Below are 15,377 nucleotides of genomic sequence, written 5' to 3' on the forward strand. Positions count from 1 at the left end.
AAAGTGATACTGTTTAGGGGGCTGCCATGAAAAAATTTGAACGAATTAATACTATTATGCGCTATATCAATAATCGCTCCCATTTTACAATTTCTGAAATTATGCGGGAATTTAATATTTCTCGTGCGACAGCTATACGAGATATTCGGGAAATCGAGGCAATGGGGATGCCACTGGTCGCTGAAGTTGGGAGAGCTGGTGGTTATTTTGTTATGAATAATTCTATTTTACCCAATGTTCGCTTTACTGATAACGAAATTAAAGCACTTTTTATTGCTTTTATGGCGACGAGAAATCAACAGCTTCCCTATTTAAAAAGCCGACAATCTTTAGCTGAAAAATTATTAGGCCTTATATCAGAAACACAGCAGGATGACCTTGTGCTTTTGAATCGAATCCTGCTTTTCGAAGGAACGAACCCAAATAACCCTGACCTACTTGAATTATCTGATCTTCCACATCCAATGTTAGAAAAGCTTATTCAAACGATTCTTTTAGATAGCTATTTACTACTTACTATAAAAGAGCAGCAATATTCAATTTATCTTTTGCGTCTTTATCATGAAAAAGGCTTATGGTTTATTGAAGGCTTTGATTTAAAGGAAGAAAGAAGACGGATTTTTGCTGTCGATAATCTTATCGATATAGAGCCTTCTTCTTCAAAGAAACGAATAAGTAAGAAAAAGATTTTGGAAAAACTAAATAAGCAGGAGGAAGCAATCAATTTTATCCTCGAGCTAGGTCCAAGAGCAATTGCTCAGTTTAAGAAATATCATCCTTTAAAGTTTTCCCTTTCCTATACAAATCCCTTCCAGACGACGGCCGTTCTCAAGACCTTTATTGATACAAATAATGTAGAAGAATTAGCTGAAATAACAAATTGGCTACTTTTCCTAGGGAAAGATATTAAGGTAAAAGAAATGCCAAGCAAAGTTTTAGAAAACTTGCAGGAGGTACTTTGTTTATACAAAGAATCCTAATTGACCTTTATTAATAAAATTCTTGTAATCTCTTTACATGACCTTTATATACGTCCTCTATGATAGAGCAGGAGTGTAATAAAGGAGGATTTGAATGAATGCCCTAGAAGTACAGAGTTTGAAGAAGCGCTTAATCGAGCAGTTCAAGAAACAAATCAAGTACTTGATATGGCGAACCGAAAAAAGTAAAAGGAGTGTTCAATATGAGCAAACCAGCAATTTTTGCCCATCGAGGCGCTAGTGGTCAATATCCAGAAAATACGATGATAGCTTTTGAAGAGGCACTTCGCACAGATGTTGCGGGTATTGAGCTTGATGTACAAATGACAAAGGATGGGCAGCTCGTTATTATACACGACGAGCGAATCGATCGTACGACGAATGGTCAAGGCTTTGTAAAAGATTTTACTTTAGCGGAGCTAGAAGCGTTAGATGCGGGCGGCTGGTTTTCTTCAAGTTTTGCAGGGGAGCGCTTGCCGACGCTTGATGCAGTACTTGCTTGGATGAAAGAGGAAGGCAACAATCTGCGCTTAAATATCGAGCTGAAGAATGACCAAATTCAGTATGCTAGACTTGAGGAAAAAGCATTGTCCCTTATTAAAGCGTACGATTTGCAGGAGCGTATTATCATTTCTTCTTTCAATCCATTTAGCCTACAGCGTGTGCGTATGCAAAATCCAGACATCGAGATTGGTTACTTAGTTTTGGGTGTGCCAGATAATGCCTTATGGATTGCGCGGGAAATTGGAGCGAATGCCATCCATTGTCAAGCGACATACGCATTATCAGAGTTTGGCGAGAAGGCAAAAAAAGCAGGCTTCCCGTTGCGTATTTATACGGTAAATGATGAAGAGGAATACCAGCAATTAGTAGAGGTAGGCGTAGAAGTCATCATGACAGACTTCCCAAGTCGCTTCAAATAGGTAGATAAACCGCAGGAAATCAAATTGCAAAACTTTGATTTTCTGCGGTTTTGTTTTGATGATTATCAATGTAAGGAAGTTTCCTTCGGTCAGACCATAACAGCAAGAATAAGGATGAAATGCAGAACAACTTCTTGATAAAATAAATGTAATAAATTTTGATGCAGAAGGGGCGGTAGATTATATGGTGTCCAAGGTTAACCTTACATTTGAAGAAATGTGGGAGAAAATTATGGCTTGTGACCGGAAATATGATGGTCTATTTTTTACTGCAGTAAAAACGACGAAAATATACTGCCGTCCTTCCTGCAGATCAAGAAAGCCTAAGAAGATTAATGTGGAGTTTTACGATGAGATGAAGGCTGTGGAAGAGGCAGGCTATCGCCCATGCAAACGATGCCAGCCTGAAGTTGAGCATTCGCCGCATATTGAGATTGTAAGAAAAATTACTACATTTTTAGTGAATCATTATAAGCAAAATCTAAGTTTGCGGGATATAGCGGAGCAAATAGGCTTAAGCCCTTATTATTTAGAGCGTTTATTTAAGCAGGAAACCACTGAGACGCCACGCACTTATTTGGAGAAAATACGTATTGATAAAGCTACACATCTTCTGAAAAGCACAAAATTAACGAATCTTGAAATTTGTTATGAGGTGGGCTTTCAAAGCCCCTCCAATTTTTACAAAGTGTTCCGCAGCTTAAAAAAATGTTCACCTAGCGAATATAGAAGGGGGTTTCAAAATGAAGTGGACTGATTTTGAGTCTTATATAGAAATTTCCCCGCCTAAGGAATTTGATTTTGATGAGTGCTTAATTTACTTAGATAGGTCTAATTTAGAGGTGCTGCATCAAATAAAAGATGGCGCAATATACAAGGTGATAAATAAGATTTTGTGCAAAATAGAGTGGATGAATGATTGCATAAAGGTAGAGTTTCCTTTAGAAATTCCATCTGCTGCTGAGCGTAAAAAAGCAGCAGAGTATATTTGGGAATGGTTTGACTTGGAGCAGAATTTAGAGGATTTTTATCAAATGGCTATCCAAGATGAGATACTAAAAACACTTGTCGATAAATACTATGGCTTAAGAATTATAGGTGTTCCAGATTTATTTGAAGCGCTTGTTTGGGCAATTGTAGGACAGCAAATTAATTTAACATTTGCTTATACATTAAAGAAACGGTATATTGAGCAATTTGGTGAGTGTGTAATTTTTGAGGGAGGGCAGTTTTGGCTATTTCCCTCACCTGAAAAAATAGCAGCTCTAAATGTAGTAGATTTAAAGCAGCTTCAATTCACTACTCGAAAGGCGGAATATGTGATTGGCATTGCCCAGGAAATGGTGAGTGGGAGGCTCTCGAAAAAACTATTGCTTGAAGAGCGAGATGTACAAAAATCTTTAATGTCAATTAGAGGTATCGGTGCATGGACGGCAAATTATGTGATGATGCGATGCTTACACCAAAGCTCGGCCTTTCCAATTGCAGATGTGGGTCTCCATAATGCTTTAAAAGCCTTATTAAATCTTGATGAAAAGCCAACAATCAAAGAAATAGAAGTATATGCAGCCAATTGGCAGGGCTGGCAGGCATACGCAACCTTTTACCTTTGGAGGTCATTATATGGAGAAAAAATATAAATTAGAATATGAATCACCAGTTGGTGTAATTGAAATTACTGGGACAGATAAAGCAATTACTTCTATATTTTTTTCTGAAAAAGAGCAGGCATTACAGGCTGAAGTACCGCCGATTTTGATAGAGTGTCGCAACCAGCTTGATGAATATTTTAAGGGGCTCCGCCAAGAGTTCACATTCCAATACCAACTTGAAGGAACAGACTTTCAAAAAACTGTGTGGAACGCTTTAACAGAAATATCTTATGCCCAAACGGTATCTTATAAGGATATAGCGATTGCCATTGAAAATGAAAAGGCCATCAGAGCAGTAGGGAGTGCAAATGGAAAAAACAAACTAAGTATTGTTGTTCCATGTCACCGAATTATTGGATCAAATGGAAAGTTAACTGGTTATGCAGGTGGTCTATGGCGAAAAGAATGGTTGCTTCAGCATGAACAATCAATGAAAAGGAACGAGTCTTAACTGGCTTGTTTTTTTTTTTTTGAAAAATAAATATATTTTTCAAATTTTAACCTTGGTGTATTACATTTAGATTAGAGAAGTTCCTGTGGAAACATTAAGTTCTGGTACTTATCGCATAGTGTTCAAATTTAATGCTGGGGATGATGCGGTATTTGAGCTAACGATTACTCATAACATCGAGGAACCATCACTATCTACGCCAGATATGGAGAAACCACAAGAAAAGACAATCGATTTTGGTGATGTCGACGCCGAATTTTGGGCGAATGGGGTTATTCAATCGCTCGTTTTGAAAGGCATTATATTAGGCTATTCAAACAATGAATTCAGACCAAACGAGTTGATTCGTCGCGAGCATATGGTTGTGATGTTTTCAAGATTAGGTTTATTAACAGAGCAAAGAAAGGCAGCCAAATTTACTGATGTACCAGTAGAATATGTATACTATAATGAAATCCGTTTGGCACAACTAGCTGGGATTATAGATGGTAGTGATGGTAAGTTTTATCCGAAGCAGCCTTTAACAAGAGCACAGGCAGCTAAAATTATCGTACTGCTTTTTGGTTTTGAAACAGAGGGTGCTAAATCCTTTAAGGATGTGCCTGAAAATGCATGATATGCACCGTATATTAGCACATTAGCAAGCCAAGGCATTGTTTTAGGGGATGATGATCATTTCAATCCAAACGACAATGTGACAAGAGCGCAGTTTGCGGCAATGCTATATAGAGCTTTGCAAAAAAAAGTAGAATAGCAGATTCATACAGTAAACAGAGGGCTTTTCAGAAAGTAGTATGTTCACTTTCTGAAAAGCCCTCTTTGTTTATTCTCCTACTTCCTTAATTGAAAATGCCTTCAATAACTCACGTGCTTCGGCAGTTGAATTTACATTCATTAGCTCATTTCTTAGATGACCTGCCCCTTTAAAGCCACGCACATAGATTTTAAAGAATCGCTGCAGTGCTCTAAATGAACGCGTTTCGAATTCCTTTGAATAGTGATCATACAAATCAAGATGTAAGCTGAGTAAATTAAGGTATTCTGTGGCGCTATGTTCTTGCGGCTCCTTCTCAAAGGCATATGGGTTTGTAAAGACGCCTCGACCAATCATAACACCATCAATGCCGTATTGTTCGACTAGCGTTAGCCCTGTTGCACGATCAGGGATGTCGCCATTAATTGTCAATAATGTTTCGGGAGCTATTTCATCGCGTAATTTTTTGATGTCCGCAATAAGCTCCCAATGCGCAGGGACCTTGCTCATTTCTTTGCGTGTGCGAAGATGAATAGAAAGGTTAGCAATACCTTGCTTCAAGATATGTGTTAGCCATTCGCGCCATTCTTCTACATGTGTAAAGCCAAGCCTTGTTTTGACACTCACAGGTAAGCCACCAGCTTTTGCAGCTTGAATAATTTCAGCAGCTCGTTCAGGGTGAAGGATTAAGCCTGCTCCTTTGCCTCTTTCCGCCACATTGTCGACAGGACAGCCCATATTGATATCGACACCTTTAAAGCCTAGCTCCTTCATGCCAATACTCATTTGTCGGAAATGCTCAGGATTGTCTCCCCAAATATGTGCAACAATAGGATGCTCGTCTTCTGTAAAAGCTAGACGACCACGTAAGCTATCTACGCCTTCTGGATGACAGTAGCTTGCTGTATTGGTAAATTCCGTGAAGAATACATCAGGACGCCCCGCTTCTTTAATCACATGGCGAAATACAACATCTGTTACTTCTTCCATTGGTGCTAATATAAAAAATGGCCGTGGTAAATCAAGCCAAAAATTACTTTGATTCATTGATAAATATCCTCTCTTTCAAAACTGTATCTTGAAAAAAGATACCATATTTATTTTCCCTTTACATAGTTAATTGACTTATTGGTTTTCCAAAAGGGCAGATTTATGAGGAATAGTTGCAATAATTAAAGGGCTGTTGGATTATCCAACAGCCCTAATTTGTAGAACTTATTGTGCAGAAATACCGCCATCAATGACGAACTCAGAGCCTGTAGAGTAGCTTGATTCATCAGAGGCTAAAAATAGTACCATTTTTGAAACTTCTTCAGGTTGGGCAATACGTTTTAATGGAATATGCTTTGCAAATTCTTCAACGGCTGCCTTCGTATCTTCTTGGACTACCATCGGTGTAGCGATGACACCTGGATGTACAGAATTTACGCGAATATTATAGTGAGCGCCTTCAACTGCGGCTGCTTTTGTCATGCCACGTACAGCAAACTTCGTATCTGTGTAGCCGATTGCACCAGCAACTAAGCCATTTAGTGAGGAAATATTAACGATTGAGCCTCCACCTGCCTTCTGCATTGAAGGAATAACAGCCTTCATACCTAAAAATACAGATACTTGATTAATTTCTACAAGGCGACGATATTCTTCAAGTGTTGTTTGGAGTATTGATTTAGCCATTGTGATACCAGCATTATTTACTAAAACGTTTACTGGACCGAAAGCTTCCTCTGCTTTTGCAATGACTGTAGCCCAATCCTCCTCACTAGTTACGTTTTGTTTAACAAAAATAGCGTTTTCCCCTAATTCATTAGCTAACGCCAGTCCTTTTTCCTCACTTAAATCAGTAATAACAACTTTAGCGCCTTCTTCAACGAATAATTTTGCGTGTGCAGCTCCCATACCTTGAGCAGCACCTGTAATAATTGCAATTTTACCTTCTAAACGAGCCATCATAAATTCCTCCTAGCATTAATAATTTCATTAAAATAAACTACAAATGTAAATTAACAGAATTATGTAGGTGATGTCAATTCACAGTTCCTATAATTTAGCCTTAAAAAGCTGCTTTTGCGACGTCGTGTTATAATTTGTACAAAAGATTGTATGAAATTAGGTGATTTAGTAGTGGTAACGGAAGATCGACGCATTGTCAGAACACGTACAAAGCTAAAAGGGGCAATGCTCACTTTATTAAAGGAAAAGCAATTTAAAGATATTTCGATAACAGAAATTGCTAAGGTGGCAGGTTGTAATCGTGTGACGTTTTATTCGCATTATGAAGATAGCACACAGTTATTAGCAAATATTTTTAAGGACTATTTAGAGGAGCTTGCGCAATACTATCGAGAGAGTTATAAAGGAAAGGAGTCCTTTTCATTATCTGACCCTACGCCGAACATCCCCATCTTTGAATTCGTTTATAAGAATCAATTTGTGTTTTCACTCATGTTAATGGGGGAGGTAATTCCAGGCTCTCAAAACACATTTTGTGAAACAATGGGCGGCATTAGTCGTAAAGATTTAAGCTTGAAAGAGGAAGTGTGGGTCGATATAGAGGCAATAAACTCCTATGAAACATATGCATTTTTAGGCTTATTTATATATTGGATTAAACAGGGTTTTCAAAGTACGCCTAAGGAAATGGCGGAAAGACTGGCATTTTTACATACGACTTCGCTTGGGGAAGTGAAGGTTGTTACTGAAAGTGATAGGGATTCATAATGAAAATTATTATGCCACAGTAAAGTAAAAGGCGGTTTAGGAAAGATAGATAAAATCTACCTTCCTAAACCTTGGGATTGTCCTCTAATGCAATTACAGGAAACCCCGCACGGCTCCACAGCCATAACGGTGTATGAACATCAATTGGAGCGAGCCCGCTACCATGTAATGCTTGCTCCCACGCCTCTGCAACTACTTTTCTATCTTCTGATGTACCATTCAGTACATCTGCTGAGCATAATCCTAATTGGACAGTCGCTTTCAAAATATGGGTATCTGGAGCAATGGTTATCAGCTCCCGTGATTTCCATTTTACGTTTGTATAGTTTTCTAAAACATAGAGCCAGTAATTAAAAATTTTTGGCCCTATTGTTTTTTAAGTCGTTGTCGAGCAGAGTTTTGTTCAGTAGTGACAGGGTCATGTTGTAATGCTTTTCCTAAACCATATTGAGGCATATTGACATAAATAGCTTCATATTCCTTCTTACTTATTTGATAGGTTTCATGATAAATGCCAACCGCTTCATTATTGCCTATCTTTTGATTGAAATGTTTCCAGGCAGTCAAATGGTTTTCATTTTTAGCATAGGCAAGTAGGTCATCAAGAGATCGCCAATATTGAATCATCGTAGTCGTCCTAAACCCAAAATAACTTTCCGTCGATAAAAAACCTAGATCTTCTTTGTTTGTATAAAGCTCTTTAATCATACCAGGCATAGCTTTAAAGACAGGCAACCATTTATGGACAGCGAGGTATTTATTTACTCTCATGCCAATGATAAAAACGACAATATCCTCTGAATTATCAATCGTATAGCGTCCAGTATAGATTTGCTTTGCCATCGTGCATTCCTCCTGTTATTTAAGTTTTTCAAGCGTAGCATTACACCAATCTATTGCAGCTTGTGCCGTTCTTTTTCCGTAGTCCAATGTGAACAGCCAATACATTGCATCTTCGTTCTTATCTTGCTGAATTGCTAGTTCAATCGCGATGTATGTTTGATAGCGTTTCTCAAGGTTTTCCTTGTAATTTTGTAGTAATAATATTTGTTTCTCTTGAGATTGATAGTGACCAAAAAATAATTTTAGTAGAACTTCATTTCGTTCTGCTGGGAAATTTACGATTGGCTGCTCTAACCAACTTTTTAATACTTCTAGGCCTTTGGCAGTTAAATAATATTCATTTTTATCGGGTCTCCCACTATTTGATGATGTTCGAATTTCTGCTAATCCCTCCTGTGAAATTAATTTAAGCGTCGGGTAGATTTGCCCATAACTGATTTTCCAAAAATGATTTAAGCTTCGATCAATAAGCTGTTTAATAGCATAGCCTGATTTACATTCAGTTGTTAGTATTCCTAATATTGCATATGTTGTGTCGCTGTAGTTTTTCATAGCATCTCACCTATCTAAAAGATATATATCATTTAGATATATAGTAATGGATAACATTTAAAAACACAAGTTGAAATGAAACTTCACTTCGTTTCCCAACGTAAATAATGCAAAAGGGTATCTTATCCTATTTTTATATGTGTAAAAATTTGCTTTAATAAAGTAAAACTTCAAACATTTGATAGAGATAAATGAAAGCGAGGGAAGTTGATGGGATTTATTAAATTAAATTGCCCGAATTGTAATGGCAAGCTGAAATATAAAGAGGGACAAACGATTAAATGCCCTTACTGTGAAACGGAATTAATGTTGAAAGAAAATAAGGTTTATTACGTTAACCAAACAATAAACAATTATTATGGAGATGCTACTCCTAAAAAGACTCAACAGGCTAATCCAAATTTCAAAATCGCGCTATTAATACCTATTGCGATATTGCTGGCATTTATGACGTACTTTTTCTTGATTGATACGAAAACAATTAGTACTGAAAAAACGACGGTTGCAGTTCGTACAATGCCAGAAAGTGAAGCACTTCTATTCTTCTTGAAGGATATTTTCAATAAAGGGGACACGCTGCCTACTGAGGAGGAAATTGCGACAATTCGTTATTTCTTTGCTCACAAAGTTGATAATCAGTGGCAATTTGAATATAGCTTTGATGATCCATTTTCTAATGGGCAAGCTGAAATATTTAGTTATACGTTAATGGATAAGTTATTGAATAAAGAGAGAATCGACCAGAAGGACTTTGAAGCTTTTACGGGATTAACTAAGCTGAAGCTAGATGATGAATATGATATTCAGCAAAGCGACCAATTAAGCTTGAAGCATTTAAAAGACTTAAAAAGCTATTCAGGTGCTTTCAATGAATCGTTTGATAGAATTGGTGAGTTTATAGGGGATAAATCGAAAATTGTGGAGCTCTCTGTACAAATTCGCAATAACAATGAGCTTGCATTATTACTAGATTTTCCGAATTTACAGTCACTTTATATTACTTATGTCGATGAATCGGTGACAGATTTTCATATACTGAATCAGCTAAAATTAAAATCATTCGGAATAAATTATATTGATGATTTTAATTGGTTATCTTCACTAACTGATTTACAATCCTTAAAAATTACTTTTACGGATGCGACAGACTTTAGTGCATTATATGCATTAAGCCAATTACGTGAGCTAACAGTAGAAAGTGCTAAGAATTTAAAAACGTTAGACTTCATACAAAGCATGCCGAATTTACAGTCTCTTCAATTGAGTTCTACGTACGTTACAAATTTGGAGCCTGTTAGAAATAAGCAGTCTTTGACGAAGCTAATTTTACAAAGTAACTCTGAATTAGATTCACTTGAAGCTGTAGGTAGCCTGCCTTCTTTAACGGAGTTGGAGGTAAGAGGTTATTATCCGGGTGATTTGCCGGTAATTGTTGCACCAAACCTAAAGAAAGCGCAATTAAGAGATGATTTTATAGCAAAACTAAAGGCACCTGCTTTAAAAGATTTAACGGTTTATCTTGATTCAGATTTCGATGCAGCTCAGTTATTGAAATTCTCACAGTTGGAACAGCTTTCGACATTTGAGAATGAGGAATTTATAAATGTTCGCTCATTAAATAAAATCCCTAGCCTACAAACATTAAACTTAAATGAACCGTACCTTCTTTCGGGTGAGACGAACGAACTATTTAATTTGCAGTATGTGAAAACATTAACTTGTACTGGCTGCTCCTTTGGTATCTTAGGTGAAAAGCCGTTTGTGAATAATACGTTAGAGCATTTAACATTGAGTAAACCTTCCTTTCAAATTAACCGAGGTGAGTGGGTCAATGATCTCAATAAACTGATGCCATATTTTAAGGATATGACTACATTGCGTTCATTTACATTGCAGGAAAGCGCGTTGCAATCCTTAAGCTTTATAGAAAAATGGCAGGAGGTTGAGACGTTGCATTTAGAAAACGGCGCTATTACGAATATTGAGCCATTAGTCAAGCTCCCTAATTTGCAAAAGCTGTATATTACGGGGAATCCAGTGCAAAATAAATCAGTTTTGGATAAAGATATATTAGTTTATTAAAAAATTCTGATTCAAAAATTAAGGCAGAAATCACTGGTGATTTCTGCCTGTTCATGTTTACCTAAAGAAGACATGCCTCTATCTACATCCTATCAAAAACTAAATTATAAGTCTATTAATAAGTGGACTGCCATGTGATAATAAGCTTGCGCAAATACTTCATAACGTTATGATGAATTGAGAGGCAAGGATGAAGCAAAATATATATGATAACAATGAATTTTTCCAGCAATATAAAGCATTAAGGGCGCGTGAAAATAATTATAATAATTTGCTAGAGCAACCCAATTTCCTCACACTTGTGCCTGCTTTAAAAGACAAAGTGGTGCTTGATATCGGCTGTGGCATGGGAGGCTTTGCGGCAGCCTGTGTAAATCAAGGGGCAAGGCATGTCACAGGCATTGATATTTCAGCAAATATGATTGCTACAGCTAAAAGTCTGCACACTTATGAAAACTTAACCTTTGAGCAAGCCGCCTTTGAGGACTTAATAGTACCAACAGCATCTATTGATTTTATTAGTAGCTCATTAGCTTTTCACTATATAGCAGATTTTTCACAGCTTATAAAAAAAATTAGTGTAGCATTGCGGAGTGACGGAATTTTGCTATTCTCTATAGAACACCCAATTGCGACCTCAAATAAGGCTAACGAGTATTCGATTACAGATGAAACAGGGAACATATTGCATTTTGCGTTAGATAATTATCAGAATGAGGGCCTACGCACACAGCATTGGCTAGTCGATAATGTCATGACTTACCATCGTACAATGTCTACGGTCTTAAATACATTAATTGATAATGGTTTAAAAATTGAAAAAATAATAGAGCCTATGCCAACTGATGAAGCAATTGCTAAATTACCTAGCATTCAAAAGGAGCTACGCCGACCATCATTTTTAATTGTAAGGGCGAGAAAGGTATAGTTGTTTAAATTGAGGATGATTTTAAAAATGTGGGGATATGCCAGCTATTTATAACATGCCTTAGACATGTGTTTGATGTACATCAGACGCAAGTTTTTTTACATAAAAATAGTACAAACCATAAGAAAGGTTTGTACTAAAAGTATATAAAATGCATTGCAAAAAACGCCAGTCTATGATAAGTTTATATAGATATACGCTATTTTCAAATTAACATAAAATATCCCTATCATAATTATAGCGTATAATTTATTGCTAGTCAACCCCTATATTGATTTGAAGGAGTGAGCGCTTTGAATTTACAGTTTCAACAAGAGCAAAAACGCGTGAATGATGTAATGGACACAATTGTATCGCAAATAAATCGATTGGAAGAGGAGACTTCACAGCGCAAAAATGATGTGATGAATATTCGCAAGCATTTTTGGGAAGAGGTAAAGGTGAATACGGACACTTTCGATGATTTTCTTGAAACAATTATTAGCTTAAGGCAGGAAGCGCAGGCATTGTCAGTAAGTCAAAGCACTCATCAGCATGCTGCTAAAAGATTATCTGTGTTGCAGCGTATGAAGAGAACCCCTTATTTTGGACGGATTGATTTTAAGGAACAAGAGATTCCAGCTACGGAGCAATTGTATATTGGCATTTCTTCATTAATGGATGAAAGTGGAGAGGATTTTCTTATTTACGATTGGAGAGCGCCAATTTCCAGTGTCTACTACGATTATCAGCCAGGTCCTGCACACTATGTAACGCCAGAGGGTATTATCCATGGCGATTTGGAGAAGAAATGGCAATACCTTATTCGAGAAGGTGTTCTTCAATCAATGTTCGATACGAGCCTTACAATAGGTGATGAAATTTTACAGCAGGCTTTAGGTAAAGGCACAGATAAATATATGCATAGCATTGTCGCCACTATCCAACAGGAGCAAAATCGCATTATTCGCTATGATCAAGGTAGATTGCTTGTTGTCCATGGTGCTGCTGGTAGTGGTAAAACATCTGCGGCCTTGCAGCGCGTGGCATATTTACTGTATAAATATCGTGATAGCTTGGATGCAGAGCAGATTATTTTATTTTCACCAAATGCCATGTTTAATAGTTATATTTCAAATGTTTTGCCAGAGCTTGGAGAGGAAAATATGCAACAGGTAACATTCCAAGAATATTTGAATCACCGACTTGGCCAAGATTTTGAAATTGAAAACCCTTATAATCAATTAGAATTTATCCTTACTGCAATGGATATGCCTACGTATAAGGCAAGGGTTGCGGGTATAAAATTCAAATCGTCTATCCACTTTTTCGAAATCATTAAATCCTATAGACAATCGCTAGAGCAGTCTGGCATGTTGTTTAAAGATATAGTTTTTAAACAAAAGCCGATTGTGACTGCAGAGCAGATTACGGCACAATTTTATAATAGCGATACTTCGCTAAAATTCCATAATCGCCTTGAAAAAATAAAGGATTGGATTTTGGATCAAGTAAAGGAAATGGAAAAACGCGAATGGTCAAAATCATGGGTAGAGGATGAAATCGAGCTACTTAGCAATGAAGAATACTATAAAGCACACGCTTATTTGGCGAAAAAGCATGGCTTTAGTAGAGATTCGATTTCTGATTATAATATGGAGCCAAAAGAGCTTGCCAAACTTATTGTTTATCAGAAACTAAAGCCATTACGAAAGCGAATTCGAGCATTGCACTTTATTGATATGAAGGGTATCTATCAACAGCTATTTACTGATGATTTAAGAATACAGAAATGTCTAGGTGGACAGCTACCTACAGAATGGGCAGTTATCTGCCAAATGACTGCTGTTATGTTAGATGAGAACAAGTTGTTTTATGAAGATGCTACGCCATTTTTATTGATGCGAGAGTTGATTCAAGGCTTCCAAACTAATCTTTCAATAAAGCATATTTTTATTGATGAGGCACAGGATTATTCACCATTTCAATTTGAGTTTATTAAGCGTTTATTCCCTGTAGCTCGCATGACCGTGTTAGGAGATTTTAATCAAGCTATCTTTACACACGCTAACGAAATGGTTGATTTTAATATTTTGAATAACTTATATGGACAAGACGAAGTGGAAGTTATTAATTTGGCACGTAGCTACCGCTCGACTAAGCCTATTATCGAATTTACACGCAGGCTGATTCCAAATGGTGAACATATTATCCCTTTTGAGCGTGATGGTGAGCTACCTGTAGTAACAGAAGTATTTGACGATGAGGAATTGCATCGTTGCATTGTATCAAAAGTAGAAGAATTAAAGAGATTAGGCTATCAAAGCATAGCGATTATATGTAAGTCAGCAGAGGAAAGTAAACGTGCGCACGCGGCTTTATCTAGTGTTGATAGTATTAAATTGCTAAAGAATGGTTCACCTAAATACGAGCAAGGTGTTGTTATTATCCCAGCCTATTTAGCTAAAGGTATTGAGTTTGAAGCGGTTATTATCTATAATGCTTCAACACAAATATATGGTGATGAGAGTGTACGCAGGCTTTTCTATACGGCCTGTACACGGGCCATGCATTATTTGCAGCTTTATAGTGTAGGTGAACCTAGCTTTCTTTTGGCGAGTTCACGTAGTTCACAATAGGAGGATTATGAGGTAAAGTTGAAGAGGCAAAATATTGATCAATAGGAGTTGGAAAAATGTTTGCACGTTATAAAAGATTTTATTTTATTTTTACATTGCTAACACTTACTTTAATTTTAGCAGGTTGTGGCGCAAAGAAAGTGGAGGAAAATCCAGCGACTGAGGATGCACAAAATTATCCAGCGGATGTTAAAGAGAACCCGATTGTAACGATTACAATGAACAACGATGAAAAAATCGTCATCGAATTGGAGCCTTCTGTAGCACCAAATACAGTTGCAAACTTTATTTCTTTAGTGGAGCAAGGCTTTTATGATGGGTTGATTTTCCATCGAGTTATTCCAGGCTTTATGATTCAAGGTGGCGACCCATTAGGTAATGGTACAGGTGGCCCTGACTATGGAATCGAAGGCGAATTTTTAGCAAATGATTTTGAAAATGATTTAGAGCATGAGCGCGGTGTTATTTCAATGGCACGTGCGGGAGATCCGAATTCCGCAGGTTCACAATTTTTCATTATGGTAGAGGATGCATCATATCTTGATGGTCAGTATGCTGCCTTTGGAAAAGTAATCGAAGGTATGGAAGTAGCTGATGCAATCGTTAATGTTGAGCGCGACGCTGCAGATAAGCCATTAGAAGATCAGCAAATGAAAAAGGTGGAAGTGGATACAAAAGGCTTTAAGTATCCAGAACCAAAAGTCATTAAATAAATATAAGATGCTAATGTATAAATCTTAAAATAAAACCATAAGAGATCAAATTTTGATTTCTTATGGTTTTTTTGTTTTTACCGTTTTATGAAGAGCTAGTTGGGACATAGTTAATATTTTTTCTCCAAAAATGGTAGCCATAGTGAGAATAAATTCGATT

17 protein-coding genes are annotated in these 15,377 nt (G+C 37.0%); 12 read left to right on the forward strand and 5 right to left on the reverse strand.

Going from position 1 to position 15,377, the window contains the following annotated elements:
* Window positions 1-26 precede the first annotated feature (26 nt).
* The 7 genes from TY13_RS16815 to TY13_RS21370 all read left to right on the forward strand — a co-directional run bounded on the left by TY13_RS16815 (window position 27) and on the right by TY13_RS21370 (window position 4,760).
* Window positions 27-980, forward strand: coding sequence for a helix-turn-helix transcriptional regulator (locus TY13_RS16815; protein WP_042478469.1), 954 nt, complete (start codon window positions 27-29; stop codon window positions 978-980).
* A 203-nt stretch (window positions 981-1,183) separates the two neighbouring features.
* The gene (locus TY13_RS16820; protein ID WP_042478471.1) at window positions 1,184-1,903 is read left to right on the forward strand and encodes a glycerophosphodiester phosphodiesterase; all 720 of its coding nucleotides are present in this window, start codon (window positions 1,184-1,186) and stop codon (window positions 1,901-1,903) included.
* 184 nt (window positions 1,904-2,087) lie between these two features.
* The gene (locus TY13_RS16825) at window positions 2,088-2,660 is read left to right on the forward strand and encodes a bifunctional transcriptional activator/DNA repair enzyme AdaA (RefSeq protein ID WP_042478474.1); all 573 of its coding nucleotides are present in this window, start codon (window positions 2,088-2,090) and stop codon (window positions 2,658-2,660) included.
* Window positions 2,647-3,543, forward strand: coding sequence for a DNA-3-methyladenine glycosylase family protein (locus tag TY13_RS16830; protein WP_042478475.1), 897 nt, complete (start codon window positions 2,647-2,649; stop codon window positions 3,541-3,543). The genes TY13_RS16825 and TY13_RS16830 overlap by 14 nt, the downstream gene beginning before the upstream one ends.
* A complete protein-coding gene (locus TY13_RS16835) occupies window positions 3,527-4,006 on the forward strand; it encodes a methylated-DNA--[protein]-cysteine S-methyltransferase (protein ID WP_042478477.1) in 480 nt (159 codons plus the stop codon). Before TY13_RS16830 ends, TY13_RS16835 begins: the two co-directional genes overlap by 17 nt.
* Window positions 4,007-4,091: 85 nt before the next feature.
* Window positions 4,092-4,622: an S-layer homology domain-containing protein gene (locus tag TY13_RS16840; RefSeq protein ID WP_042478479.1), complete on the forward strand. Its 531-nt coding sequence runs from the start codon at window positions 4,092-4,094 to the stop codon at window positions 4,620-4,622.
* A gap of 12 nt (window positions 4,623-4,634) precedes the next feature.
* Window positions 4,635-4,760 (forward strand): S-layer homology domain-containing protein, encoded by a 126-nt coding sequence (locus TY13_RS21370; RefSeq protein WP_081797040.1) that lies wholly within the window; start codon window positions 4,635-4,637, stop codon window positions 4,758-4,760.
* 69 nt (window positions 4,761-4,829) lie between these two features.
* On the opposite strand, the gene TY13_RS16845 is transcribed toward TY13_RS21370, so the two are convergent.
* Together TY13_RS16845 and TY13_RS16850 are read right to left on the reverse strand one after the other, a co-directional pair.
* A complete protein-coding gene (locus TY13_RS16845) occupies window positions 4,830-5,807 on the reverse strand; it encodes a tRNA dihydrouridine synthase (RefSeq protein WP_042478480.1) in 978 nt (325 codons plus the stop codon).
* A 168-nt stretch (window positions 5,808-5,975) separates the two neighbouring features.
* Entirely contained in the window at window positions 5,976-6,710 is a 735-nt protein-coding gene (locus tag TY13_RS16850) for a glucose 1-dehydrogenase (protein WP_042478482.1), read from the reverse strand.
* 174 nt (window positions 6,711-6,884) lie between these two features.
* Between TY13_RS16850 and TY13_RS16855 the strand changes: the two genes are divergently transcribed.
* On the forward strand, window positions 6,885-7,481 hold the full coding sequence (locus TY13_RS16855) for a TetR/AcrR family transcriptional regulator (protein ID WP_230199469.1): 597 nt from the start codon (window positions 6,885-6,887) through the stop codon (window positions 7,479-7,481).
* A 64-nt stretch (window positions 7,482-7,545) separates the two neighbouring features.
* On the opposite strand, the gene TY13_RS16860 is transcribed toward TY13_RS16855, so the two are convergent.
* The 3 genes from TY13_RS16860 to TY13_RS16870 all read right to left on the reverse strand — a co-directional run bounded on the left by TY13_RS16860 (window position 7,546) and on the right by TY13_RS16870 (window position 8,876).
* Entirely contained in the window at window positions 7,546-7,746 is a 201-nt protein-coding gene (locus TY13_RS16860) for a hypothetical protein (protein WP_230199470.1), read from the reverse strand.
* Between the two features lie 101 nt (window positions 7,747-7,847).
* Complete coding sequence (locus tag TY13_RS16865; RefSeq protein WP_042478486.1) at window positions 7,848-8,324, reverse strand: DUF4188 domain-containing protein; 477 nt, start codon at window positions 8,322-8,324, stop codon at window positions 7,848-7,850.
* 15 nt (window positions 8,325-8,339) lie between these two features.
* Window positions 8,340-8,876 (reverse strand): PadR family transcriptional regulator, encoded by a 537-nt coding sequence (locus TY13_RS16870; protein WP_042478488.1) that lies wholly within the window; start codon window positions 8,874-8,876, stop codon window positions 8,340-8,342.
* 210 nt (window positions 8,877-9,086) lie between these two features.
* Between TY13_RS16870 and TY13_RS16875 the strand changes: the two genes are divergently transcribed.
* The 4 genes from TY13_RS16875 to TY13_RS16890 all read left to right on the forward strand — a co-directional run bounded on the left by TY13_RS16875 (window position 9,087) and on the right by TY13_RS16890 (window position 15,217).
* The gene (locus TY13_RS16875; RefSeq protein WP_042478491.1) at window positions 9,087-10,958 is read left to right on the forward strand and encodes a leucine-rich repeat domain-containing protein; all 1,872 of its coding nucleotides are present in this window, start codon (window positions 9,087-9,089) and stop codon (window positions 10,956-10,958) included.
* Between the two features lie 190 nt (window positions 10,959-11,148).
* Window positions 11,149-11,886, forward strand: coding sequence for a class I SAM-dependent methyltransferase (locus TY13_RS16880; protein WP_042478493.1), 738 nt, complete (start codon window positions 11,149-11,151; stop codon window positions 11,884-11,886).
* A 293-nt stretch (window positions 11,887-12,179) separates the two neighbouring features.
* Entirely contained in the window at window positions 12,180-14,504 is a 2,325-nt protein-coding gene (gene helD / locus TY13_RS16885; RefSeq protein WP_042478495.1) for an RNA polymerase recycling motor HelD, read from the forward strand.
* Between the two features lie 56 nt (window positions 14,505-14,560).
* Window positions 14,561-15,217, forward strand: coding sequence for a peptidylprolyl isomerase (locus TY13_RS16890; protein WP_042478497.1), 657 nt, complete (start codon window positions 14,561-14,563; stop codon window positions 15,215-15,217).
* The last annotated feature ends 160 nt before the right edge of the window (window positions 15,218-15,377 follow it).

Source organism: Bacillus ndiopicus (assembly GCF_000612805.1).
GTDB lineage: Bacteria > Bacillota > Bacilli > Bacillales_A > Planococcaceae > Metasolibacillus > Metasolibacillus ndiopicus.